The 22,753-nt window shown below is 68.0% G+C and carries 25 protein-coding genes; 12 read left to right on the top strand and 13 right to left on the bottom strand.

What is annotated here, in order from left to right:
• Genes AU192_RS05545 through AU192_RS05535 form a run of 3 tightly spaced genes read left to right on the top strand, consistent with a single transcriptional unit; the run spans position 1 to position 2,926 of the window.
• Entirely contained in the window at positions 1–687 is a 687-nt protein-coding gene (locus tag AU192_RS05545; RefSeq protein ID WP_064394788.1) for an SDR family oxidoreductase, read from the top strand.
• Positions 678–1,631, top strand: coding sequence for a glycosyltransferase family 9 protein (locus AU192_RS05540; RefSeq protein ID WP_242656904.1), 954 nt, complete (start codon positions 678–680; stop codon positions 1,629–1,631). Before AU192_RS05545 ends, AU192_RS05540 begins: the two co-directional genes overlap by 10 nt.
• On the top strand, positions 1,628–2,926 hold the full coding sequence (locus AU192_RS05535; RefSeq protein WP_064394787.1) for a UDP-glucose dehydrogenase family protein: 1,299 nt from the start codon (positions 1,628–1,630) through the stop codon (positions 2,924–2,926). The genes AU192_RS05540 and AU192_RS05535 overlap by 4 nt, the downstream gene beginning before the upstream one ends.
• On the opposite strand, the gene AU192_RS05530 is transcribed toward AU192_RS05535, so the two are convergent.
• Positions 2,920–3,939, bottom strand: a complete 1,020-nt coding sequence (locus tag AU192_RS05530) for a DNA topoisomerase IB (protein WP_064394786.1) — start codon at positions 3,937–3,939, stop codon at positions 2,920–2,922. The two genes, AU192_RS05535 and AU192_RS05530, sit on opposite strands and share 7 nt — an antisense overlap.
• 256 nt (positions 3,940–4,195) lie before the next feature.
• Here AU192_RS05530 and AU192_RS05525 point away from each other — a divergent pair, with 256 nt between their 5' ends.
• Complete coding sequence (locus tag AU192_RS05525) at positions 4,196–4,627, top strand: ATP-binding protein (RefSeq protein ID WP_064394785.1); 432 nt, start codon at positions 4,196–4,198, stop codon at positions 4,625–4,627.
• A gap of 62 nt (positions 4,628–4,689) precedes the next feature.
• Positions 4,690–5,412 carry an RNA polymerase sigma factor SigF gene (locus tag AU192_RS05520; protein ID WP_276019014.1) on the top strand — a complete coding sequence of 241 codons (723 nt, stop codon included), beginning with the start codon at positions 4,690–4,692 and terminating at the stop codon, positions 5,410–5,412.
• On the opposite strand, the gene AU192_RS05515 is transcribed toward AU192_RS05520, so the two are convergent.
• The gene (locus AU192_RS05515) at positions 5,383–5,820 is read right to left on the bottom strand and encodes an STAS domain-containing protein (RefSeq protein WP_064394813.1); all 438 of its coding nucleotides are present in this window, start codon (positions 5,818–5,820) and stop codon (positions 5,383–5,385) included. The two genes, AU192_RS05520 and AU192_RS05515, sit on opposite strands and share 30 nt — an antisense overlap.
• A gap of 285 nt (positions 5,821–6,105) precedes the next feature.
• Between AU192_RS05515 and AU192_RS05510 the strand changes: the two genes are divergently transcribed.
• Entirely contained in the window at positions 6,106–6,642 is a 537-nt protein-coding gene (locus AU192_RS05510; protein WP_064394783.1) for a nucleotidyltransferase family protein, read from the top strand.
• Between the two features lie 27 nt (positions 6,643–6,669).
• Here AU192_RS05510 and AU192_RS05505 read toward each other — a convergent pair whose 3' ends face one another.
• The 7 genes from AU192_RS05505 to AU192_RS05475 form a co-directional block, all read right to left on the bottom strand.
• The gene (locus AU192_RS05505) at positions 6,670–6,999 is read right to left on the bottom strand and encodes a hypothetical protein (protein WP_064394782.1); all 330 of its coding nucleotides are present in this window, start codon (positions 6,997–6,999) and stop codon (positions 6,670–6,672) included.
• A 50-nt stretch (positions 7,000–7,049) separates the two neighbouring features.
• Positions 7,050–8,852 (bottom strand): acetyl-CoA carboxylase biotin carboxylase subunit, encoded by a 1,803-nt coding sequence (locus AU192_RS05500; RefSeq protein ID WP_064394781.1) that lies wholly within the window; start codon positions 8,850–8,852, stop codon positions 7,050–7,052.
• A 120-nt stretch (positions 8,853–8,972) separates the two neighbouring features.
• On the bottom strand, positions 8,973–9,386 hold the full coding sequence (locus AU192_RS05495; RefSeq protein ID WP_064394780.1) for a SufE family protein: 414 nt from the start codon (positions 9,384–9,386) through the stop codon (positions 8,973–8,975).
• Complete coding sequence (locus AU192_RS05490; protein WP_064394779.1) at positions 9,383–10,279, bottom strand: sulfurtransferase; 897 nt, start codon at positions 10,277–10,279, stop codon at positions 9,383–9,385. Before AU192_RS05490 ends, AU192_RS05495 begins: the two co-directional genes overlap by 4 nt.
• Before the next feature lie 37 nt (positions 10,280–10,316).
• Positions 10,317–10,958: a Maf family protein gene (locus AU192_RS05485; protein WP_064394778.1), complete on the bottom strand. Its 642-nt coding sequence runs from the start codon at positions 10,956–10,958 to the stop codon at positions 10,317–10,319.
• Entirely contained in the window at positions 10,955–11,215 is a 261-nt protein-coding gene (locus AU192_RS05480) for an acyl-CoA carboxylase epsilon subunit (RefSeq protein ID WP_064394777.1), read from the bottom strand. Before AU192_RS05480 ends, AU192_RS05485 begins: the two co-directional genes overlap by 4 nt.
• Before the next feature lie 50 nt (positions 11,216–11,265).
• A complete protein-coding gene (locus tag AU192_RS05475; RefSeq protein WP_064394776.1) occupies positions 11,266–12,906 on the bottom strand; it encodes an acyl-CoA carboxylase subunit beta in 1,641 nt (546 codons plus the stop codon).
• A gap of 144 nt (positions 12,907–13,050) precedes the next feature.
• Between AU192_RS05475 and AU192_RS05470 the strand changes: the two genes are divergently transcribed.
• Together AU192_RS05470 and AU192_RS05465 are read left to right on the top strand one after the other, a co-directional pair.
• Positions 13,051–13,857, top strand: coding sequence for a biotin--[acetyl-CoA-carboxylase] ligase (locus tag AU192_RS05470; RefSeq protein WP_064394775.1), 807 nt, complete (start codon positions 13,051–13,053; stop codon positions 13,855–13,857).
• Positions 13,858–13,877: 20 nt separating this feature from the next.
• Positions 13,878–14,396 carry a PH domain-containing protein gene (locus tag AU192_RS05465; protein WP_064394774.1) on the top strand — a complete coding sequence of 173 codons (519 nt, stop codon included), beginning with the start codon at positions 13,878–13,880 and terminating at the stop codon, positions 14,394–14,396.
• Here the strand turns inward: AU192_RS05465 and AU192_RS05460 are convergent.
• Positions 14,351–15,028, bottom strand: a complete 678-nt coding sequence (locus tag AU192_RS05460) for a GtrA family protein (protein ID WP_064394773.1) — start codon at positions 15,026–15,028, stop codon at positions 14,351–14,353. The two genes, AU192_RS05465 and AU192_RS05460, sit on opposite strands and share 46 nt — an antisense overlap.
• A 103-nt stretch (positions 15,029–15,131) precedes the next feature.
• On the opposite strand from AU192_RS05460, the gene AU192_RS05455 reads away from it, so the two are divergent.
• From AU192_RS05455 to AU192_RS05445, 3 genes are read left to right on the top strand one after another with little or no spacing between them, the layout of a single operon-like run.
• Positions 15,132–16,352, top strand: a complete 1,221-nt coding sequence (locus tag AU192_RS05455) for a 5-(carboxyamino)imidazole ribonucleotide synthase (RefSeq protein ID WP_278183951.1) — start codon at positions 15,132–15,134, stop codon at positions 16,350–16,352.
• Positions 16,345–16,857 (top strand): 5-(carboxyamino)imidazole ribonucleotide mutase, encoded by a 513-nt coding sequence (purE, locus tag AU192_RS05450; protein WP_082694051.1) that lies wholly within the window; start codon positions 16,345–16,347, stop codon positions 16,855–16,857. Before AU192_RS05455 ends, purE begins: the two co-directional genes overlap by 8 nt.
• A gap of 51 nt (positions 16,858–16,908) precedes the next feature.
• A complete protein-coding gene (locus AU192_RS05445; RefSeq protein ID WP_064394771.1) occupies positions 16,909–18,072 on the top strand; it encodes an acyl-CoA dehydrogenase in 1,164 nt (387 codons plus the stop codon).
• Between the two features lie 7 nt (positions 18,073–18,079).
• Here the strand turns inward: AU192_RS05445 and AU192_RS05440 are convergent, their stop codons facing one another.
• The 3 genes from AU192_RS05440 to AU192_RS05430 all read right to left on the bottom strand — a co-directional run bounded on the left by AU192_RS05440 (position 18,080) and on the right by AU192_RS05430 (position 21,786).
• Entirely contained in the window at positions 18,080–19,513 is a 1,434-nt protein-coding gene (locus tag AU192_RS05440) for a multicopper oxidase family protein (protein WP_064394770.1), read from the bottom strand.
• Between the two features lie 66 nt (positions 19,514–19,579).
• Positions 19,580–20,308: a TIGR03089 family protein gene (locus AU192_RS05435; protein WP_120275441.1), complete on the bottom strand. Its 729-nt coding sequence runs from the start codon at positions 20,306–20,308 to the stop codon at positions 19,580–19,582.
• A gap of 11 nt (positions 20,309–20,319) precedes the next feature.
• Positions 20,320–21,786 carry an LCP family protein gene (locus AU192_RS05430; protein WP_064394768.1) on the bottom strand — a complete coding sequence of 489 codons (1,467 nt, stop codon included), beginning with the start codon at positions 21,784–21,786 and terminating at the stop codon, positions 20,320–20,322.
• Between the two features lie 67 nt (positions 21,787–21,853).
• On the opposite strand from AU192_RS05430, the gene rfbD reads away from it, so the two are divergent.
• Positions 21,854–22,744 carry a dTDP-4-dehydrorhamnose reductase gene (gene rfbD / locus AU192_RS05425; RefSeq protein WP_064394767.1) on the top strand — a complete coding sequence of 297 codons (891 nt, stop codon included), beginning with the start codon at positions 21,854–21,856 and terminating at the stop codon, positions 22,742–22,744.
• Positions 22,745–22,753 lie beyond the last annotated feature (9 nt).

Genomic DNA, 22,753 nt, shown 5'->3' with positions numbered 1-22,753 from the left:
ATGGGTCTGGGTAACATCATCATCACCGGCGGCGCGTCGGGCCTCGGCGCAGCTACGGTGGAAGCCGTTGCGCGCCAGGGCGGTACGCCGCTGGTGATCGACCGCAACGATCCGAAATCGGGTGTGGCCTTCGCGCGGGCCGATCTCGCCGACACCGAAGCGGTGGAGGCGGCGGTACGCGAACTGGCCGATCACGTCGGCGGTCAGGTCCACGGCGTGTTCACCGCCGGAGGCACCGACATGTGCGGCAAGCTCGCCGATGTCGCGGTCAAGGACTGGGAACGCGTCATCCACGTCAACCTGCTGGGCACCGCGGCGGTGATCCGCTCGGCGTTGCCGTACCTGAAGAACACCGGCGGCCGGATCGTCACGTGCGCATCGACTTTGGGGATCAAGGCCGTCAGCGACGCGACCGCGTACTGCGCCTCCAAGTTTGGGGTCATCGGATTCTCCCGCGCGTTGGCGGCGGAACTGGCGGGGGAGGTGGGTGTCACGACGTTGATCCCGGGCGGTATGCACACGGCGTTCTTCGACAGCCGCGACGAGCAGTACAAGCCGCCGCCGGACGCCAAGCTCAACCAGCCCGAACACGTTGCCGACACCGTCGTGTTCGTCCTGTCTCAGCCGGCCGGGTGCGAGGTGCGTGAGCTGGTGGTGTGCGCGTCCACGGAGTCTTCGTGGCCGTGACCCCGGAGACCATCCCGGAGACCATCGTGGTGCTGCGCGCGCTGGGCCTCGGCGATCTGCTCACCGGGATTCCGGCGCTGCGTGGGCTGCGGCGGGCGCACCCCGACGCCCACATCGTGCTCGCAGCCCCGGAACGCTACCGCGATCTGGTGATGCTCACCGGTGCGGTCGACGAGCTCGACCCCACACCCGGCCTCGGCCGGCTGCGTCCCCGCAGCGACCCGCCCGCACTCGCGGTCAACCTGCACGGCTCCGGCCCCGATAGCATCGCCGATCTGCTTGCGATACGCCCCCGAACCCTGATCACCCACCGACATCCCGCATATCCCGGGGTCGACGGCCCACCGTGGCGGGCCGAAATGCACGAGGTCGACCGCTGGTGCGTGCTGCTCGAATGGGCCGGAATCACCTGTGATCCGCAGGATCTTGCGATCTCGCGGCCCGACGGCTATCCGAACCGCTCGTCGGCGGTGGTGATCCATCCGGGCGCCGCCTACGCCGCGCGGCGCTGGCCACCGGAGCGTTTCGGACAGGTCGCCGCCGCGCTGCGAAACCGCGGCCACGATGTGGTCATCACAGGCGACGACAGCGAAGTCGACCTTGCCCGGTCGGTGGCCGACGCCGCGGGGCTGCCCCGATCCAGCGTGCTCGCAGGCACTCTCGGACTGCTCGAACTCGTCGCGTTGATCCACGATTGCCGCTTATTGATCTGTGGTGACACCGGCGTAGGACACGTTGCGACCGCGTGCGGCACTCCGTCGGTGCTGCTGTTCGGTCCGACACCGCCGAACCGGTGGGGTCCGCGGGGAGCGGGTCCGCACATCGCGGTGTGGGCCGGCGACAAGGGCGATCCGCACGCCGACAGACCGCACCGTGGCCTGCTGCTAATCACAGTCGGTCGCGTGCTCGACGCCACCGAGAGTTTGTTGAGGGACTGTGCATGAACACCATTCGAGTCGGGGTGATCGGCGCGGGCTACGTCGGCCTGACGACCGCGGTGTGTCTGGCCGAACGTGGTCACCACACGGTGTGCGTCGACATCGACGCCGGCCGCGTCGAGAAACTCCGCAACGGTGTTCCCCTGCTGGACGAGCCCGGGCTGGCCGAGCTGCTTCGTTACGGATTGGACTCCGGGACGCTCGAATTCACCGTCGAATATCCGGATCTGGCCGATTGCGACGTGGTGTTCATCTGCGTGCCGACGCCGAGCAGATCCAACGGATCGGCGGACCTGTCGGCGGTCGACGCGGCGGTCGAGCAGCTCGCCACCGTGTTGCGACCGGGTTCGGTCCTGGTGCTCAAGTCGACGGTTCCGGTCGGCACCACCCGGCGGGCCGAAAAGCGGGTGCGGCACGCCGAGATTCGCGCGGTCTCCAATCCAGAGTTCCTCCGCGAGAGCCACGCCGTCTACGACTTCCGTAACCCGGACCGCATCGTGATCGGCGCCGACGACGACGAAGCCGCCCACTTGGTGTCGCGCGTGTACGGAAACCACGCGCAGGTTTTTCGGATGAGCCCGGAAAGCGCGGAGTTGGCGAAGTACGCCAGCAATGCCTTTCTCGCGGTGAAGATCTCCTACGCCAACTCGCTGGCCTCGCTGTGCGCCCGAATGGGTGCCGAGATCGCCGACGTCACTCGCTGCATGGGCGCCGACGTGCGCATCGGCCCGCACTTCCTGCAACCGGGACCGGGGTGGGGCGGATCGTGCCTGCCAAAGGACACCGCGGCCATGCTGCACACCGGCAGGGTGGCGGGGGTAGACCTGCCCGAGGTCGAATCGGCTCGCTCGACGAACGCCGCGCAGTCCGCGCGAATCGCGTCGACGCTGGGCCGGTCCATGGCCACCCCGCTCGGCCGGGCCCGGATCACCGCGCTGGGTCTGACGTTCAAGGCCGGCACCAGTGACCTGCGTGATTCACCGGCGCTGACGATCTGCGCCGATCTGGGCCGGACCGGGGCGCAGGTCACCGGATACGACCCGAGGCTCCCGGCGATGGATCAGTCGCGGTTGCGGGGGTCGTCGATCGTCGCCGTCGACGATCCGTATCTGGCGGCAAAAGACGCCGACGCCATCGTGGTGCTCACCGAGTGGCCGGAGTTTCGCGAACTGGACTGGGCCCTGATCGCCGAGCACGCGCCGGGAGCCGTCGTCGTCGATACCCGCAACCTGCTCGATGCAGCGCTGCTCACCGATTTCGGGCTGACCTATCTGGGCAACGGGAGCCCGTCTGGTTACTGACCTTTGGCGACCTTGCGGATGAGCCGGGCCGTGCCGCGGTCGAGCACCTCCTGCCGTTCGGCCAGGGTCTTCATCTTCGCGGCACGGCGGGCGGCCGAGGCGATGGTGAGCTCGGACTCGTAGGCCTGCACGACTCGCGGGTCGACGTAGGAACCTCGGGCCACCGCGGGAGTGTTGCCGAGTTCCTCGGCGACCTCCTTCATCACGGCGGACTCGACGCGCTTGATCACAGTCTTGTTGACCGGCGGGTCGGCATCGACGAACGCCGCTGCGGCCAGCACCGTGCCGTGCCACGTTCGCAGGTCCTTGACCGTGTACCGATCCCCGACGAGCTCCTTGAACCGTGTGTTCAGGTCGTCGGCGTGGATGTCGATCCAGCTCGAACCGCTGCGGCACACCAGAAACCGCTCGGTGCGTTCGGGGCGGCGCAACAGAGCCCGTACCGAGCGGACCGCTTCGGGATCGTCGATCAGCAGCGTTCGTCGCACCCCGCTCTTGGCGGGGAAGTCGAACTCGATCGCGTTGCGCTGCAGCGTCACGTGTTCACAGCGCAGTGTCGCGATGCCGTACGAGTTGTTTTCCTCGGCGTACTGTTCCGAGCCCGAGCGGAAGAAGCCGAGATCGGCCAGGTGCAGCGCGAGTGCCAGCACCCGGTCGCGGTGCAGGCCGCGGCTACGCAAGTCCGCCGCGATGCGCCTGCGCATCTCGGGCAGCGCGGCAGACATCTCCAGGACCCGGTCGAACTTCTCCTCGTTGCGCTCCTCCTGCCACCTCTGGTGGTAGAGGTACTGGCGTCGGCCCGCGGCGTCTGTGCCCACCGCCTGGATGTGCCCATTGGGGTAGGGACAGATCCACACCTTCTTCCAGGCGGGCGGGATGACCAGATCCTTGATGCGCTGCAGGGTCTTCTCGTCGGTGACCGGGGTGCCGTCGGGATGTTCGTAGGAGAACCCGCGACCGCGACGCACCCTCCGCAGGCCGGGGCCGCTGACGACGCTACGGCGAAGTCGCATGTTTGGCCCCTGGATGCCGGGGGGTATTGAACCCCCACCATGGAGAAGTCTTACTTTGTCGCGCCGTCAAAACGCCGCTGCTCACAGTCGTGTTCACCGTTTGCTCGGTCGCGTTCGGGGTGGGGACTTCTCCATGACCGTATAAATACCCGCGCCGGCGTCCCGCACACGTCGTCGTTCGGGGATCACCGGAGTACTCGTGGTTAGGTGGGATCCGACCTGGGGTAATCTCGCTTCGACATTGCCGGGAGGTCAAATGGCCGACGTCGCCAACAAGAACAATGGGCACGGGCACGGCGCGCGGTCGGTGGAACTCCGGGTCGCCGCCGAACTCGAGAACCTTGCGGTGCTGCGCACCCTGGTCGCCGCGGTGGCGACCTTCGAAGACCTGGACTTCGATGCGGTCGCCGACCTGCGTCTCGCGGTCGACGAGGCCTGCACCAGGCTGATTCGATCCGCGGTACCCAACTCCGTACTGCTGCTCGTCATCGACCCACGCGACGACGCGGTCGTCATCGATGCGTCCACCACGTGTAAGAGTTCCGACATCCTGGCGCCCGGTAGCTTCAGCTGGCACGTGCTGAGTTCGCTGACCGATGAAGTGAAGACCTTCGAGAACGGGCAGGGGCCCGAGAACGCCCAGGTGTTCGGGATCTCCATGACGACGAGACGAGCGACGCTGCAGTGACGCCGTCGACGTCACAGGGTTCGTCGTCGCGTTCGAACTCTGAGTACGCGGATGTCGCCGACATGTTCCGCGAGCTGAAGAACGTGCCGGAGGACTCGCCGAAGTTCCAGCGGCAGCGCGACCGCATCGTCGAGCGTTGCCTTCCGTTGGCCGACCACATCGCGCGGCGCTTCGACGGGCGCGGTGAGCCACGCGAGGATCTCGTGCAGGTCGCCCGTGTCGGGCTGGTGAATGCGGTGATCCGCTTCGACGTCGAGGCCGGCTCGGACTTCGTCTCGTTCGCGGTGCCCACCATCATGGGCGAGGTCCGACGGCACTTCCGCGACAACAGTTGGTCGGTCAAGGTGCCCCGGCGGCTCAAGGAGCTCCATCTGCGACTCGGCGCCGCCACCGCGGAGTTGTCGCAGCGCCTCGGCCGCGCCCCGACCGCGTCAGAGCTGGCGGCCGAGCTGGGCATGGACCGCGACGAGGTCGTCGAGGGCCTGGTGGCCGGAAGCTCCTACAACACTCTGTCGATCGACAGCGGCGGCAGCGGAACCGAGGATGCCCCCGCGATCGCCGATACACTGGGCGACGTCGACCTGGGTCTTGACCAGATCGAGAACCGGGAAGCGTTGCGGCCCTTGCTCGCTGCGCTGCCCGAACGCGAACGCACCGTGTTGCTGCTGCGCTTCTTCGAGTCACTCACCCAGACGCAAATCGCTGAGCGCGTTGGTATCTCGCAGATGCACGTGTCGCGTCTGCTCGCGAAATCCCTAACTCGACTCCGGGACCAGTTGCAGTAGGGGCTTGGTGCTCTTGCCATCCGCGAGCGCTGTCTCGATGCTGTCGCAGACGGGCAATGCAGCATCAGGATCGCAGATCCGCAACAAGCGGCTGACCGATGCACTCGGCAACAGCGCCCACTCGATCTTCTCGCCTGCGGTGCGCACGTTGAGCGTGTGCAGCGCGGAGAACCCTGCGGTGCCGAAGAATTCGACGCCCGACAGGTCGACGACGATGCGCTCGAGCTCTGTGGCGTGGCGCATCGCGTAGTCGACGAACTCCTGGGAGTTCGCGGCGTCGATCTCACCGTGGGCGCTGACGATCGCGGTGTCCGGCTGCACCCGGCGGGTCACGAAGTGCGCGGTGTGGCAGTCGCGAGTCTCGTCGGACTGCGCTTGTACAGCGACTGATAAATCGGGATTAGACATGTGTGACTCCATCAGTGAATGTCTCATTCGTACTGTGGTTCACGTCAAAAATTTGGGCCCTGCGTATTCAAAGCCGTCGCAGCAGAGGCGGGGAGTTCTGCCCTTGCACGTCGATGACGTTCCAGCTCGGCTGTGAACTCAACCTGGACTGAACCCTACGCTGCTAACTGACCATGCACAATCGCTATCAAGACCGCCGCCGTAACCGCTGGTCACAGCGGTCAAAACCCCTGACTTCATGACAAATTTGACGAAACTAGAGTCACATCGGAGAGTGGGTGCGCGATGACGCTGAAGGTCACCGGTGTGGTGCTGGCCGCAGGCGCGGGCACCCGCTATGGGATGCCCAAAGTGCTTGCAGCTCAAGGTGAATGGCTCAGAGCCGCGGTCAACGCCTTGAGGGACGGCGGATGTGGCGATGTGGTGGTGGTGCTGGGTGCGGCGGTGGTCGAGGTTCCCCGGCCTGCGCGCGCTGTGTTCGCCGAGGCCTGGGCGGACGGGTTGTCGGCATCGCTGCGGGCCGGGCTCTCGGCGGTCGAGGCCGATTACGCCGTGCTGCACACCGTCGACACACCCGATGTCGGAGCGGACGTCGTGGGTCGGGTGGTGGACGCGGCGGTGGCGTCGGAGTCGGGTATCGCGCGCGCACGCTACGGGCAATCGCCTGGCCACCCCGTGGTGATCGCGCGCAGGCACTGGGCCGCGCTGCTCGAAGAGGTCCACGGCGACGAGGGCGCGCGCTCGTTTCTGGCAGCGCGCGACGACGTCGTTGCGGTCGATTGTGCCGATCTGGCGACGGGTCGCGACATCGACGTCAGGTGATGTCAGGTCACGCCGGCGAGCCGGCAATCAGGTGACCGTGAGGCCCAGCATCGCCGTCGCGAAGCGGCGTACGGAGTGCTCGGCGATCGCGGCCGCATCGGCGTAGCCGTCGCGAAATCGCGTGTGCACCACCGCGGCCTGCGGGTCGATCCTGATCTCGGCCAGCATCTCGCCGGTGGTCGGTTCACACACCGCCCAGGTGTATGCGGTGTCGGACAACCACTGCGCGCGGCAACGAGCGATGTAACCGGGATCGGTCTCACCCATCTCGGCGAGCGCGGGGGCGTCGTCGATCAGCTCGTCATCGCGCGGCGCGCGCAAATACCATGCGCCGGCGTTGATTTCGACGGGCTCCATGGCGATTTCGGTGCGCTAACGCTCGCTGCGCGATCGGTTGCGCACCGAAATCACTTGATCTCGGCGAGGACGGTGCCCTGGGTGATCGCCGCGCCGGGCTCGACCGCCAAGCCGGTGATCGTGCCGTCCTTGTGCGCGGTGACCGGGTTCTCCATCTTCATCGCCTCGAGCACCACGACGAGGTCACCGGCGGAGACCTCCTGGCCCTCCTCGACAGCGACCTTGACCACGGTGCCCTGCATCGGCGCGGTCACGGCGTCGCCGGAGGCCGCCGCTCCGCCGCCACCGCCACGCTTGCGGGCCTTCGGCTTCTTCCGCACGACATTGGAACCGGCGCCGCCCGCACCGCCGCCGCCACCCAGCGCGAGATCGCCGGGCAGCGACACCTCCAGCCGGCGGCCGCCGACCTCGACGACCACGGTCTGCCGCGGGACCGTGTCCTCTTCTTCGATCGGATCGCCGCCGGTGAACGGCTCGATCGTGTTGTCCCACTCGGTTTCGATCCAGCGGGTGTGCACGGTGAAGCCGTTGTCGTCGCCGATGAACGCGGGATCGGACACGACCGCCCGGTGGAACGGGATGACCGTGGCCAGGCCTTCGACGGTGAACTCGTCCAGCGCGCGACGGGACCGCTCGAGGGCCTCTTGGCGGTTGGCGCCGGTGACGATCAGCTTGGCCAGCATCGAGTCGAACTGGCCGCCGATGACCGAACCGCTCTCGACACCGGAATCCAGGCGCACACCGGGGCCGGTAGGCGGCACGAACGTGGTGACCGGGCCGGGGGCGGGCAAGAAGCCGCGTCCGGCGTCCTCGCCGTTGATGCGGAACTCGATGGAATGGCCGCGAGGCGTCGGGTCCTCGGTGATGTCGAGCGGTTCGCCGTTGGCGATGCGGAACTGCTGGCGCACCAGGTCGATGCCCGAGGTCTCCTCGGTCACCGGATGCTCGACCTGCAGACGGGTGTTCACCTCGAGGAACGAGATCAGCCCGTCCTGGGCGACGAGGTACTCGACGGTGCCTGCGCCGTAGTAGCCGGCCTCCTTGCAGATGCGCTTGGCCGACTCGTGAATCTCCTTGCGCTGAGCGTCGGTCAGGAACGGCGCGGGCGCCTCCTCGACCAGCTTCTGGAAGCGGCGCTGCAGCGAGCAGTCACGGGTGCCTGCGACGACGACGTTGCCGTGCTGATCGGCGATCACCTGAGCCTCGACGTGGCGGGGCTTATCGAGGTAGCGCTCGACGAAGCACTCACCGCGGCCGAACGCCGCGACGGCCTCGCGGACCGCCGAGTCGTACAGCTCAGGGATCTCTTCGATGGTGCGGGCCACCTTCATGCCGCGGCCGCCTCCGCCGAACGCGGCCTTGATCGCGACCGGGACGCCGTACTCCTTGGCGAACGCGACGACCTCGTCGGCGTCCTTGACCGGATCCGAGGTGCCCGGAACCAGCGGCGCCTGGGCGCGCGCGGCGATGTGGCGGGCGGTCACCTTGTCACCGAGGTCGCGGATCGACTGCGGGCTGGGCCCGATCCAGATCAGGCCGGCGTCGAGGACCGCCTGCGCGAAATCAGCGTTCTCGGAGAGGAATCCGTAGCCCGGGTGAATCGCGTTGGCACCGGACTTCTCGGCGGCGTCGAGCAGCTTCTCGAACACCAGGTACGACTCCGCCGAGGTCTGCCCGCCCAGGGCGAAGGCCTCGTCGGCGAGGCGTACGTGAGGAGCGTCGGCGTCGGGTTCGGCGTACACCGCCACGCTCTGCAGCCCGGCGTCCTTAGCGGCCCTGATCACCCGGACCGCGATCTCCCCGCGGTTGGCGACCAGCACCTTGGAGATCTTCGAGCTGGCGTGACTGGGCACTGCGCCTCCTGGTGGCATGTCTAAGAAACGTCTTTAAGAATGTAACGGAGGGAGTTTATGCGGCCCTGCTGAGGTCTCGGCGAGCCGGTCCCTTACCCGCGAGTAACCGAGAGGCACCCCTCAGCGCAGCCGCTTCTTGATGCGGGCCAGCATCGCCGACATCCCGCGCAACCGCAGCGGGCTGATCAGGGCGGCGAGCCCCAGTTCGGAGTAGAAGTCGTCGGGCACGGCCAGGATCTCGTCGGCGGAGAGATCATCGAGCCCCGCGGCCAGGATGGCGGCGAACCCACGCGTCGTCGGCGCTTCGGCGGGCGCGCTGAAGTACAGCCGGACATGCTCGCGATTGTCGGCGTCGACGTGGAGGAACAGCGGTGATTGGCATTCGGGCACCGGTTCCATCGCGGTCTCTTCGAGGTCGGCGGGCAGCGGAGGCAACTCGTTGGCGAACTCCAGGAGCAGTTGCAGCTTGTCCTGACCCTGCACCTCCTTGAAGTCCGTCACCACCTCCGCCAGCGCGGCCGGCATTGCCCTCATGAGGAGCCCGGCACCTCCCCTGGTTCGGGCCCGGCGGTGACCGGCACCCGGACGGCGTTGCCCCATTCGGTCCACGAACCGTCGTAATTGCGGACGCCGGGCAGCCCCAGCAGGTGGGTCAGCACGAACCAGGTGTGGCTCGAACGCTCACCGATGCGGCAGTAGACGATCGTCTCGTCGTCGGGGGTCAAAAAGCCGTACAAATCCTCGAGCTCGGCACGGCTGCGGAACCGGCCACTGTCGTCAGCAGCCTTGGCCCACGGAATCGACCGAGCGGTCGGTATGTGGCCGCCCCGGAGCGCGCCCTCCTCGGGGTAGTCGGGCATGTGGGTGCGTTCCCCGGTGTACTCCTGCGGCGAGCGGACGTCGATCAGAGGCGCCTTTCCGAGCGCGTCGAGAACGTCCTCCTTGAACGCGCGGATCGGCGCGTCGTCGCGCTCCACGACGGGGTAGCCGGTGCTGGTCTTGCTCGGCACGTCGAGCGTGGTTTCCCGGCCGTCGGAGATCCACAGGTCGCGGCCCCCGTTGAGGAGCCGGACGTCCGGGTGGCCGAACAGCGTGAACACCCAGAGGGCATATGCCGCCCACCAGTTGCTCTTGTCGCCGTAGATCACCACGGTGTCGTCGCGGGCGATGCCCTTGCGGTTCATCAGGTCGGCGAACTGTTCGCCGGTGATGTAGTCGCGCACGTGCGGGTCGTTTAGGTCGGTGTGCCAGTCGATCTTGACCGCACCCGGTATGTGACCGGTGTCGTAGAGCAGCACGTCCTCGTCGGACTCCACGATGGCCAGTCCCGGCCTGCCCAGGTTGGCCGACAACCAATCGGCGGTGACCAGGCGTTCGGGATGGGCGTATGACTGCAGGGCAGGGTCTGGATCGGCAGGTAGAGGCACGAACCCGAGCCTACCGAGGCAGGCGTGCCCCGTGGGGTCAGGTGACCGGGTTATCGCGCCAGAGGTCGGCCAGCGACAGCCCGGCGCGCTCGAACATGCCGCGGACCAGGGGCAGTCCGATGCCGATCACCGATGACGGGTCGCCGTCCACGCCCTCGATGAACCAGCCGCCCAAACCGTCGAGGGTGAAGCCGCCCGCCACCGCCGTCGGCTCGCCGCTGGCGACGTAGGCCTCGAGATCGGCCCTCGACGGCACCGCGAAGTGCACGGTGGTGGCCTCGGCTTCGGCCAGCCGGCACACAATGCCGTTGTCCTGCAAGCGGATCATGCAGTGACCCGTGTGGAGCCGACCGGAGGAGCCGGCCATCTGCTGCCAGCCGGCGAGTGCGGCCTCGGCAGAGGCGGGTTTGCCCGCCAATGTCCCGTCGCGGAACAGCATCGAATCGCAGCCGATCACGACGCAGTCGGCACCGACCGCCGCATCGAGTTCGGCGACCACGGCGTCGGCTTTGGCCGTGGCGAGGGCGACCGTCACCTGCGCGGGTGTGGCCGCGTCGTCGAGCCCGGCGACGACGGCGTCCTCGTCGACGCCGGACACCACGATCAGCGGATCGATTCCGGCCTGCCGCAGGACTTTTCGACGACCGGGGGACGCCGAGGCGAGGACGACGCGCGTCATCGACGGCGCATGTGTGCCCGTTCCACGAGCGTCACCCGCTGCCAGCTGAAGGGCGTGTACCGCAGCCGGTCGACGGGATGACCCCAGAGGTTCTCTTCCTGCTCGCGCGGTTCGGACGGCACGCTCGACGCTGCGGCCAGCACCGCGATCAGCGCGGCGAGCTCGTCGGTGCTCGGCTCGCCCCTGACGACCTGGATGTGCGCCTCGTGATCCTGCTGCGCGGCGGTGTCCGTCACGTCGCCCTCCACGTCGCTCACTCCTGCTGAATCGTTCGCCACGCTCACAGGCGTTGAATTGTTCGCCCCGCTCACAGGGGAATGTTCCCGTGCTTCTTGGGCGGAATCTGCGTGATCTTGCGTTCCAGCAACCGCAGCGCGTTCGCGACGTAACCGCGCGTGTGCGACGGCGGGATCACCGCGTCGACGTAGCCGCGTTCGGCCGCGATGTACGGGTTGACCAGGGTGTCCTCGTACTCCTGCTGCAGCTCCAGACGCAGCGCGTCGACGTCCTCGCCGTTCTTGGCCGCCTCCTTGAGCTTGCTGCGGTACACGAAGCCGACGGCGCCGGAAGCGCCCATCACCGCGATCTGCGCGGTCGGCCAGGCGACGTTCACGTCGGCGCCCATCTCCTTGGACCCCATGACGCAGTAGGCGCCGCCGTAGGCCTTGCGGGTGATCACGGTGATCTTGGCGACGGTGGCCTCCCCGTAGGCATAGAGCAGCTTGGCCCCGCGCCGGATGATGCCGTTGTACTCCTGGCCGGTACCCGGCAAGAAGCCCGGCACGTCGACCAGCATCACGATCGGGACGTTGAAGCAGTCGCAGGTCCGGATGAACCGCGCCGCCTTCTCCGAGGCGTTGATGTCCAGGCAGCCTGCGAACTGTGTCGGCTGGTTGGCCACGATGCCGACCGGGCGACCCTCGATGCGGCCGAACCCGACGATGATGTTCTGCGCGTAACCGGCCTGCACCTCGAGGAACTCGTCCTCGTCGAGAATGCGGGTGATGACCTCGTGCATGTCGTAAGGCTGGTTCGGGGAGTCCGGAATCAGCGTGTCCAGCTCGATGTCCTCGTCGGTGAGGTTGTCCTCGATCGGCCCCTCGGGAACCGCCTCCGGGTAGCGCGGCGGGTCGGCGTAGTTGTTGCTCGGCAGGTACGAGAGCAGTTCGCGCACATAGTCGAACGCGTCCTGCTCGCCGGAGGCCACGTAGTGCGCCAGCCCCGACTTCGACATGTGGGTGTGCGCGCCGCCGAGTTCCTCCATCGTCACCTCTTCACCGGTGACGGTCTTGATGACGTCGGGTCCGGTGATGAACATCTGGCTGGTCTGGTCGACCATGATCACGAAGTCGGTCAGCGCGGGGGAGTACACGTGGCCGCCCGCCGCTGCGCCCATGATCAGCGAGATCTGCGGGATCACGCCGGAGGCCAGGATGTTGTTATGGAAGATGTTGCTGTACAAGCCAAGTGAGACCACGCCCTCTTGGATGCGCGCGCCCGCACCGTCGTTGATGCCGATCAACGGCCTGCCGGTCTTGATCGCCAATTCCTGCACCTTGACGATCTTCTCGCCGTACACCTCGCCGAGGCTGCCGCCGAAGACCGTCGCGTCCTGGCTGAAGATGCACACTTCGCGGCCGTCGATGGTGCCGTAACCGGTCACCACGCCGTCGCCGAGCGGGCGGTTGGCCTCCATCCCGAAGTTGGTGCTGCGGTGGCGGGCCAACGCGTCCAGTTCGACGAACGAGCCCTCGTCGAGCAGCGCCAGGATGCGTTCACGAGCGGTGAGCTTGCCCTTGGCGTGTGTCTTCTCGATCGCTTCCTCGCCGACCGGGTGCAAGGTCTCCTCGGCGCGCCTGCGTAGATCGGCCAGCTTGCCCGCGGTGGTGTGGATGTCGATCTCGTGTTCGCCTGACGGCTCGACCGACGGCTTCTGAACGGAGGTCATGGTGGTCGATGCTAACGAACGACCGGCGCGCGACCGACGGCGCGTCCTTAAGGTCCCCTTAAGGACGCCTCGCGCACCGCGCGCCGACCCGTCGGTGGTAGTAGTGAGGGCCGAACGCGTCTTGGAGATGGGAGTTCGATTCCGATGACCGCGCACCCGGCTCCGCTCGACGTCGAGGCGCTGCGCGAGCAGGTGTTCGCCGGTTCGCGCGCGTGGCGGCGCATCGACGTGGTGGCCGAGACCGGGTCGACCAACGCCGACTTGATCGCACGTGCCGGGGGCGGCGAGGACATCGCCGGCGCGGTGCTGATCGCCGAGAACCAGACCGCGGGCCGTGGCCGCCGGGGCCGCAGCTGGTCGGCGGTGCCGTTCGCGCAGATCACGATGTCGGTGGGCCTCGACGGGACCGGGGTGCCCAGCTCCGCCTGGGGCTGGCTGCCGCTGGCGACCGGCGTGGCCGTCGTCGACGCGGTCGCCGACACCGGTGTCACGGCCGGCCTGAAGTGGCCCAACGACGTACTCGCCGGAGGCGGCAAGTTGGCCGGAATCCTGGCCGAGGTCGCGGGCGGTCAACAGGCCGTCGTGCTCGGCGTCGGGCTCAACGTCTCGCTGCGCGGTGAGGACGTCGGCGTCGAGGGGACCACCTCGCTGGTGGACCTCGGTGTCCCGGTACCCGACCGGCAACGCCTGGTCGTACGCCTGCTGCACGAGCTGGGCAACCGCGTCGAATCGTGGGCTCGGGCAGCGGGCGCCGACGCCGGCCTTGCCGCCGACTATCGCGCCCGCAGCCTCACGCTGGGCCGGCGGGTCCGCGCGCTGCTGCCCGGCGATCAGCAGGTCGTCGGCGTGGCGCGAGACGTCGACGAGCAGGGTCGGCTGGTCATCGATGCCGACGGCCGGTCGGTGATCGTCTCCGCAGGCGACATCGTCCATCTGCGGCCCGACCAGTGATTTCGCTCTAAGGTCATCGCATGGGTTATCCCGACAATGTGCTCGCCTCGGACGAGCAGGTGGTCTTGCACCGCCATCCGCATTGGAAGCGGCTGATCGGGCCGGTCCTGGTATTGCTGCTGGTGACCGCGCTGGCCGCGTTCGGCGCCGGATATGTCAACACCATGGAGTGGGATCAGACCGCCCGCAACGTCGTGCTGATCGTGATCGGCGCGATCTGGCTGGTGATCATCGGGTGGCTGACGATCTGGCCGTTCCTGAGTTGGTGGACGACGCACTTCGTGATCACCGACCGCCGGGTGATGTTCCGGCACGGGGTGCTGACCCGGTCGGGAATCGACATCCCGCTGGCGCGGATCAACAGCGTCGAGTTCCGCCACGGATTGCTGGACCGCATGTTGCGGACCGGCACATTGATCATCGAGTCAGCGGCCCAAGACCCGATCGCGTTCGACGACATCCCGCGAGTGGAGCGGGTCCACTCGCTGCTGTATCACGAGGTCTTCGACACCCTGGGCTCGGAGGAGTCGCCGAGCTGAGCGGCGCCGCGGGCGCGTCGGCCGGGGCGGCGCAGCGGGGTGACGTTGCCTTCGGCGTGCTCGGCGGTGACCCCTTCGTGGTGGTCCTCGAGGAGTTCGGCGAGCCCGCCCGCGGTAAGCGACTCCATCGCCCGGTCCGGGTTGCGGCCGAATTCGTCGGGGAACACCCAGCGCCGGAACGCCCAGAACCGGAACGCCATCTGCAGCAGGTTGCCGATGATGTAGGCCGAGATGAAGTCGGCGATGTTCTCCACGGTCAGGCTGACTTCGGGCACCCGCAGCATCAGCACGTAGCTGGAGATCCACAGCGGGGCCATGCTCAACAGCACGCCGACCCCGCTGACGCCGAAGAACAGCAGCGCCTCGTGATGACGCTCGCGGCCGCCGCGGTCGCGGAAGCTCCACTCGCGGTTGAGGATGTAGGACGCGATCACCGCGACGATGCCCGCGATGATCTTCGCCGTGACCGGCTTGGGCTCGAGCACCGTCAGCTTGAGCGTGTAAAAGACCGATGTGTCGATGAGGAACGTCGTCGCGCCGACGATCGCGAACTTGATCAGTTCATGATGCCGCTCGAAGTACGGCCGTACCGGGCGGGGCAGCCGTGCGATCGTCGCATCGGTAAAGGACACAACAGGGCAGTGTACGGAAATACCGCACTCTACGTGTACTCATGCAGGTCGCAGCCGGTGCATCGGAACCGACCCGGCGCCGTGGTCATGACACCATGAAGACGTGTCACAGAACCCCAAAGGGCCGCCGGTGGTGGCCATGGTCGGCGGTGGTCAGCTTGCCAGGATGACCCATCAGGCCGCGATCGCGCTCGGCCAGACGCTGCGCGTCCTCGCCGTGGACGCCGGCGACCCGGCCGCGCAGGTGAGCCCGGATGTGGTGTTGGGCACACACACCGATCTCGACGCGTTGCGCCGTGCCGCCTCCGGCGCCGACGCGCTGACCTTCGACCACGAGCACGTGCCCGCCGAACTGCTGGAAAAGCTGCTGGCCGACGGTGTCAACGTGGCTCCTCCGCCGTCGGCGCTGATCCACGCCCAGGACAAGCTGGTGATGCGCCGCAGGCTCGAGGCGCTCGGCGCGCCGGTGCCGCGGTTCGCGGCGGTCGACGACCTGTCCGACATCGACGCGTTCGCCGCACGGATCGAAGGTCCCGTCGTGGTCAAGACGGTGCGCGGCGGTTACGACGGCCGTGGGGTCACGCTGGCCGGCGACCTCGCCGAGGCGCGCGAGGCCGCTCAGCGCTACCTGGACGGCGGGGCGGACGTGATGGTGGAGGAGAGGGTCGCAATGCGGCGCGAACTGGCGGCCCTGGTCGCGCGTTCGCCGTTCGGGCAGGGCGCGGCGTGGCCGGTGGTGGAAACCGTGCAGCGCGACGGCATCTGCGTCGAGGTGATTGCACCGGCACCGGGCCTTGATGACGAGTTGCGCTCAGCGGCAGGGCAATTGGGCTTGCGGCTGGCCTCCGAACTTGGAGTCGTCGGGGTGCTGGCCGTCGAGTTGTTCGAAACCGTCGAAGGCGCCCTGCTCGTCAACGAGCTCGCCATGCGCCCGCACAACTCCGGGCACTGGACCATGGACGGCGCGCAGACCAGCCAGTTCGAACAGCACCTGCGTGCGGTCCTCGACTATCCGCTCGGCGACACCGCACAGGTCGTCCCGGTCACGGTGATGGCCAATGTGCTCGGCGCACAACAGGCACCGGCGATGGCGATGGACGAGCGGCTGCACCACCTGTTCGCCAGGATGCCCGACGCGAAGGTGCATCTGTACGGCAAGGCCGAGCGGCCCGGCCGAAAGATCGGTCACGTCAACGTTCTCGGCGCGCCCGCCGGTTCTCTTGACGACGACGCGTTCGTCGCCGATGTGCGCGAACGCGCGGCCAGAGCGGCACACTGGTTGTCGCACGCGGAATGGACGGACGGATGGGATCCACATGAGTAGTGCTGCTGCGCCGCGGGTCGGCCTGATCATGGGCAGCGACAGCGACTGGTCGGTGATGGAGGACGCCGCGCACGCACTTGCCGAGTTCGATGTGCCCTTCGAGGTCGGCGTGGTCTCCGCACACCGCACGCCGGTCCGCATGCTCGAGTACGCCCAGAGCGCCGCGGACCGCGGCATCGAGGTGATCATCGCCGGGGCGGGCGGGGCGGCGCATCTGCCGGGCATGGTGGCCTCGGCGACCCCGCTGCCCGTCATCGGCGTGCCGGTGCCGCTGGCCAAGCTCGACGGCTTGGACTCGCTGCTGTCGATCGCGCAGATGCCCGCAGGCGTGCCGGTGGCCACGGTGTCGATCGGCGGCGCCCGCAACGCGGGCTTGCTGGCGGTGCGGATCCTCGGGTCGGCGGATGCGGCGCTGCGCAAGCGGGTCGTACAGTTCCAAGCCGACCTGCACGACACGGTGCTGCAGAAGGATGCGGCGCTGCGCGACCGCCTCCTCGGCGAATAGGGTGCCGGATCCGCGGGAGTAGGGTTACCGGCGAGTAGCAAGGAGTTTTTCATGGCCATCGGCAACCCGTCATTCGACCTCTTTCAGCTCTCCGACGAGCACAACGAACTGCGTGCGGTGCTGCGCGACCTCTGCGAGAAGGAGATCGCCCCGCACGCGGCCGACGTCGACGAGAAGGCGCGCTACACCGACGAGGCGCTGGCGGCGCTGACCTCGTCGGGGATGGCCGCCATCCACATCCCCGAGGAGTACGGCGGTCAGGGCGGCGACTCGGTCGCGGCGTGCATCGTGATCGAAGAGGTCGCGCGGGTGTGCGCGTCGTCGTCGCTGATCCCGATCTGCAACAAGCTGGGCACCATGGGTCTGTTGCTGCGCGGCAGCGAGGAACTCAAGAAACAGGTGCTGCCGTCGATCGCCGCCGGTGAAGCCGTCGCGTCGTACGCGCTGTCCGAGCGTGAGGCCGGCAGCGACGCCGCATCGATGCGCACCAGGGCCCGCCGTGAGGGCGACGAGTGGGTGCTCAACGGCGCCAAGTGCTGGATCTCCAACGGCGGCCAGTCGACGTGGTACACGGTGATGGCGGTGACCGATCCCGACAAGAAGGCCAACGGCATCTCGGCGTTCGTCGTGCACCGCGACGATCCCGGCTTCTCCATCGGCGCCAAGGAGAAGAAGATGGGCATCAAGGGATCGCCCACCACGGAGTTGTACTTCGAGGACTGCCGGATCCCCGCCGACCGGATCATCGGCGAGGAGGGCACCGGTTTCAAGACCGCGCTGGCCACCTTGGACCACACTCGGCCGACGATCGGTGCGCAGGCGGTCGGCATCGCGCAGGGCGCGCTCGACGCGTCGATCGCATATGTCAAGGAGCGCAAACAGTTCGGCAGGCCGATCGCCGACTTCCAGGCGGTGCAGTTCATGCTCGCCGACATGGCGATGAAGATCGAGGCCGCGCGGTTGACGGTGTACTCCGCCGCCGCCAGGGCCGAACGCGGTGAGTCCGAACTCGGGTTCATCTCCTCGGCGTCGAAGTGCTTGGCCTCCGATGTCGCGATGGAGGTCACCACGAACGCGGTCCAACTGTTCGGCGGTTACGGCTACACCACCGACTTCCCGGTCGAGCGGATGATGCGCGACGCCAAGATCACCCAGATCTACGAGGGCACCAACCAGATTCAGCGCGTGGTGATGTCCCGCGCGCTGCTGAAATAGGCCTCGCTCAGATGTACTCGATGAAGGTGGCCATCCCCGCTTCGAGGTGATACGTGTTGTGGCAGTGGGTGATCCACCGCCCGGGGTTGTCGGTGTCGAAGTCGATGTCGACGGTGCGCAGTGGCGCGACGAGCACCGTGTCCTTGCGGGCCCGCGGGCCGTCGGCCCCCATCACCTGGAACGTGTGGCCGTGTAAGTGCATGGGGTGGAACATCTTCGACTCGTTGACATAGCGGATGCGCACGCGTTGGTCACGTGTCACCGCGTATCCGTCGCGGGGCGGGTCGTAGCGCTTTCCGTTGATTGTCCAGCTGTAGCCGTTGACCGGACCGGCCAACCGCATGTCGATGACCTGCTGGGCGGCGCGGTCGGGCAGGTTCACCTCGGGTGTGGCCGCCAGCGTCGCGGTGTCGAGCGGAGGCTGAGTCCGCAGCGTCGCGACGTAGTCGTCGATATTGCCCGTGCCTGCCTTGTTGTTGACGCGCATGTCGAGCCGCGCGTAGCCCTCCTTGCGGTACGCAGCGGCGATGACCGGCGCCGACGCCTGCAGGGTGACGATCGCATCGGCCCGTTCTCCCATCCCGAGGATGACCGAATCGGCCTGCCTGGACTCGACCGGGAACCCGTCGGTCGCGATCACCCGCAGCGGGTGTCCGGGCACGCCGACCTGGAACGCGGTGTCCGAACCGGCGTTGATAACACGTAGCCGGATGCGTTGTCCGGCACGATAATCGACGACCTGCGGATCGGCGGTCACCCGTCCGTTGATGACGTAGTAGGGGTAGGTGACGTCGCCGCCGTCGTCGCCGAGCGGGGTGGCCGGGGTGATGCCGGCGTCCGGGATGTTCGGCATCGCCGGCATGCCCGCCTTGTTCAGTTCGGCAAGGACCTGGTCGGGGGTGCGGCCGGTGCCGTCGACCCAATCGTCGAGCACGACGACGAGTTCGTCGTCGTAGTCGGCGCCGTCGGCGGGGTCTTCGATGATCAGCGGGCCGTAAAGCCCGCGGTCGAGTTGGGTGCCCTCATGGGAGTGGTACCAGTACGTCCCGGCGTCGGGCACGACGAAGTCGTAGGTGAACGACTGGCCCGCGGGCACGGCGGGCTGCGTCAACACGGGCACGCCGTCCATGGCGTTGGGGATGGCCAGACCGTGCCAGTGGATGGTGGTCGGGGCGGGCAACCCGTTGTCCAGTTGTGCGCGCATCCTGTCGCCTCTGCGGATCCGGATCTCCGGGCCGGGCACCCGGTCGCCGTACGCCCAGGTGCGGACGGTGACTCCGCCGAGGTCGACGTCAACTTCGGCAGGGGTGAACGTGATGTCGAACCCCGGCCCCGAGGCCCGATCGGCCGACGCCGGCTCGGGCGTCTTCGTCGAACAGCCGCCCACGACGGCGGCCGCCACGCCCGCCGACAGCACGAAGAATTCGCGCCGGTCGATCACGCCCTCCAGCGTGGCACTGCGGGGGCTTCAGCGTCGGCGAAAGCCCCATTTCGCCGGAACGACTTCTCAGCCCTTGGTGACCTTCTCGGTGGCCCTGCGGCGGTCGGCCAGCGCGGCATCGGCATTGGCCACCTGCACGAGCGAGGCGCCGACGGCGAAGACGGCCAGCATGTGGTCGACGAGCTCGTCGGCGGTATCCCATCCGGCGCTGGACAGCACCCGGTCGGATGCGGTGAAACCCTGTGCCGCGGCGGACTGGCGGGCCGCGGCGAGTACCTCGTCGACGCCGCGGCCGTTGAGCGCGGGGCCGGGCATGCGCTCCGGTGAGATCTGGTCGCCGTGTACCCGCACCGCGGTGGCGTAGTCGGTGACACCGACCGGCAGATCGGCCGCGGGCTTGCCGAACGGATCCAGCGACAGCACCGCGACCTCACCCATTCCGCTGCCCATCCCGACGGCCTCGTCGGCCTCGGCCAACCGGTCCGCGGTGCACAGCGCGACGTCGGCGGAGTCCACCGAAGCGTCCCCGAGCACCACCTCGGCACCGATCCACCAGATACCGAAGAACACGGCGGCGCTCTGCCAGTGTGCGGGCAGCAGGACCGCGATGCGAGACGACCGGCTTGCGCCCAACTCATCGCGTAACAGGTTGGCGGTCTTGGCGGCCCAGTTCGCGAGCGTGGCGGTGGACAACTCGATGCGTTCGCCGGTTGCGTCGTCGTAGTAGGTGATGCGGGGGCCTGCGGGGTCCGAGGCCATGAGCGGGTCGAGGATTGCCCCACTGACGGTCGTCACGCTCGTCGACGTTAGTTGACGCACTCCGGGTCGTCGGATCCGGCGGTCAGGATCGGCGACGGGGGCGGAGCGGTCTCGGTCGAACCGACGGCCACGGAACCGGTGGTCAGCGTCGGAACGTTGCTGCCGTCCAGGCCCGAACCCGGACCGGTGTAGTCGTCGGCCAGCACCACGCGAACGTGCCCCGGGGCCACCGACGGGTCCTCGACGATCGCCAACTCGCCCAGGTCCTTCGAGACAGCCTGTGCGCCAAGGTCATCGGCCTTGTTGGCGCGAACCTGGGTGGTGGCCACCGGGTCGCCCTCGTGGTTGCCCGTCGCACCGGGGGTGAACCCCTTGTTGGTCAGCACCTGCGACACCGCGGCGGCCAGGCCGTTGACCTCGGTGGCGTTGACCACCTCGACGGTGGTCTTGTCGGGCGTGTAGGCGATCTCCTCGGTCTTCCCTTCGCCCTGATCGTGCAACAGGCCTTCGATCCAGCTCTTGACCTCACTGGGGTCCACGCGCACGACGCTCTGCATCCCGTCGTCGCTCCAGCCGTTCTCCTGCAGCACCGGAATGGTGGCGAACGCGACGTTGCCCGCGGCCAGCTTCTGCAGGTGCTCGGCGAATTGCATGACGTCCCATCCGTCGGAGAGCACGACGGAGCGCTGCACGGCGTCCTGCAGCCGGTTCAAGGTGGCCGGACTCGACAGCGTCTTACCGGAGATCACCTCGTGCGCAAGGGAAGCCATCACCGCCTGCTGGCGCGTCACCCGGTCGAGGTCGCCGCGTGGCAGATCGTGGCGCTGCCGGACGAAGCTCAGCGCCTGCGGACCGTTGAGCTTCTGCCAGCCCGCAGGAAAGTCGGCTCCCGAAAGGGGTTCGTACACGGGCTCTTTCAAACAGACGTTGACGCCACCGAGGGCGTCGGTGATCAACGCGAAGCCCAGCAGCCCGATCTCGGCGTAGTGGTCGACGGTGACGCCGGTGAGGTTGGCCACCGTCTTGATCAGGGCCTCGCGCCCGGCTTCCTTGGCCTGCGGTTCGGCTTCGGCCGGGTCCACGCCCTTCTGCTCGACGAGCTCGGTCATCTTCTCGAGATGTTCCGAGCCGTATACGCCGTTGATCTTCATCTTGCCGATGCCCGGTGCCTCGACATAGGAGTCGCGCGGGATCGAGATGGCGGTCGCGGATTTTCCGTTGTTGGGGACGCGGATCAAGATGATCGTGTCGGTGTTGGTGGCTTCGTCGTCGCCCGCCCGCAGCGTCGCCAGTTCCTCCTGGGATAGAGGATTCCCGTGCGCGTCGGTGCGGCTGTCCATGCCGACGAGCAAGATGTCGATCGCGCCGTCTTCGCCGCCCTCGCCCAGCGCGATCGACGAGATGTGGTTGATGCCGGATTCGAACGAGCGGATCTTGCCCCACGCGACGCCCGTACCGACCACGATCGCCAAGGCCGCGGACACGGCGATGACACGGAGCATTCGACCGGGCATCAGCCCAGGCTACTGGCGAGACGGGCACGAAGCGGGTAGCGCGCCTCGGCGTGCCAGACTCGTGACCATGACTTCTCGCGGGCCGGGCCGGATCGTCATTCCCGGTGCCGGCGGCATGGTCGGTCGGGTTCTCGCAGCTCAGGCCCGCCAGCAGGGCCGCGAGGTGCTGGCGCTGACGTCGTCGGAGCTCGACATCACCAATGCGGCGGCCGCCCAGCGTGTCATCGAATCCAGTGACGTGGTGATCAACTGCGCCGCGTACACCAACGTGGACGCGGCCGAGACCGAACAGGACCGTGCGCACGCGGTCAATGCCGACGGACCGGCTCACCTCGCGCGGGCGTGCGCGGCCGTCGGCGCCCGCCTGATCCACATCTCGACCGACTACGTGTTCTCCGGCACAGCGCGCCGCCCGTATGAGATCGACGACGAGACCGCGCCGGTGAACGTCTACGGCCGCACCAAACTCGCTGGGGAGCGGGCGGTGTTGGCCGCCCTGCCCGGCGCGCACGTCGTGCGCACGTCGTGGGTGTACGAAGGCGGCGACGGTACGGACGTCGCCGCGACCATGCGCCGAAAGGCCGCCGGCGACGACACGGTCGAGGCGGTGGCCGACCAGACCGCATCCCCGACCTACGCCGGTGACCTCGCCGCGGCGCTGCTGGAGATCGCCGACGGCGCGATCAGCGCACCGGTGCTGCACGCCGCCAACGACGGGGAGGCCAGCCGCTACGACCAGGCGCGCGCGATCTTCGAGGCCGTCGGCGCAGACCCCGGGCGGGTGCGGCCCGTCGCCGGCGCCGAAAACCCACGGCCCGCGCAGCGTCCGACGTACACCGCGCTGTCGGGCCGGCGGTCCGCCGATGCCGGCCTCACCCCGCTGCGACCGTGGCGCGAGGCGCTCGCGGATGCGCTGTCGCGGTACGGGCGTGGCGGCCCGATACCCTCGACGCCGTGAGTTCGGAAC

This window comes from Mycobacterium lehmannii, from assembly GCF_001499925.1.
Lineage (GTDB): Bacteria > Actinomycetota > Actinomycetes > Mycobacteriales > Mycobacteriaceae > Mycobacterium > Mycobacterium lehmannii.
Note: the sequence above shows the minus strand (reverse complement) of the source record. Positions and strands in the feature narration are given on the sequence as shown.